1 protein-coding gene is annotated in these 970 nt (G+C 62.4%); it reads left to right on the top strand.

The window, feature by feature from the left end; all coding sequences use genetic code 11:
- Window positions 1-970 (top strand): cytochrome c (locus tag A3754_RS21880; protein ID WP_156497143.1); only part of this gene is annotated, 970 nt, incomplete at both ends.

Raw genomic sequence — 970 nt, 5'->3', positions numbered from 1 at the left:
GGCAGAGCTGCCCGAGGCTGAAGGCAAGCAGACACTGCAAACCCAGGCCAATAACCTCCAGCAAGCGGTAACCGATAAAGCGGCGGAGAGTGAGATCAAGACTCTGGCGCAATCTATCCGTGCGACGCTGGTGAGCGTTTACGGTATTCCGGTATCGCCCAAGCAGGCCCCGGATCAGGAGCATGCGGCGGCGTTGTACCAGAGCCACTGCGCGGCCTGTCATGGTGCGCAAGGCAAGGGCGATGGCCCCGCAGGGGCGGCGCTGGAGCCTGCCCCCACTGACTTTACCGAAGTGGAGCGCTATAACGGCCGTTCACTGTTGGGACTGCACACCACCATCACCCAAGGGGTGGAGGGGACTGGCATGGCCGCCTATGCCGACACGCTGAGTGAAGAAGACCGCTGGGCGCTGGCGTTCTATGTGGGGGCCAAGGCAGTTACCGATCAGGTGGCTGAGGAGGGCGAACAGGTTTTCAGCACCGTGCCTGGCATGAAAGGTACTCTCACCCTGGACACCCTGGTGGCCCAGGCCCCGGAAGATGTGCTCAAGGAGCAAGGCCCGAAGGCCTATGCGGCCCTGGGTTACCTGCGCCGCACCCCCGGTGCGCTGTTCAACAAAAACCGTTTCATCGCCTTGAGTCATGACAAGCTGACCGATGCGGACAAGGCGTATCAGGCCGGCGATAAGAAGGCGGCCAAGGCGGCGGCGCTGTCTGCCTACCTGGACGGTTTTGAAATGATTGAGCAGCAGCTGGCTGCGGTGGACAGCGAGCTGATGCGCAGTGCGGAATCCCGCTTTATGGCGGTACGCGAAGCCATCGACCGGGATCGTGAGGCCAGTGAGGTGAGCGACAAGGTGGCGGCAGCCCAACAGGGCCTGGCCCAGGCCAGTGATGCCTTGTCCGGTGATGGCCTTAGCCCGGCGGCAACCTTGTCTGCCAGTTTCTTCATCCTGTTCCGTGAAGGTCTG

This window comes from Alcanivorax sp. HI0083 (assembly GCF_001635175.1).
This window is presented reverse-complemented; position numbering and strand designations above follow the sequence as displayed.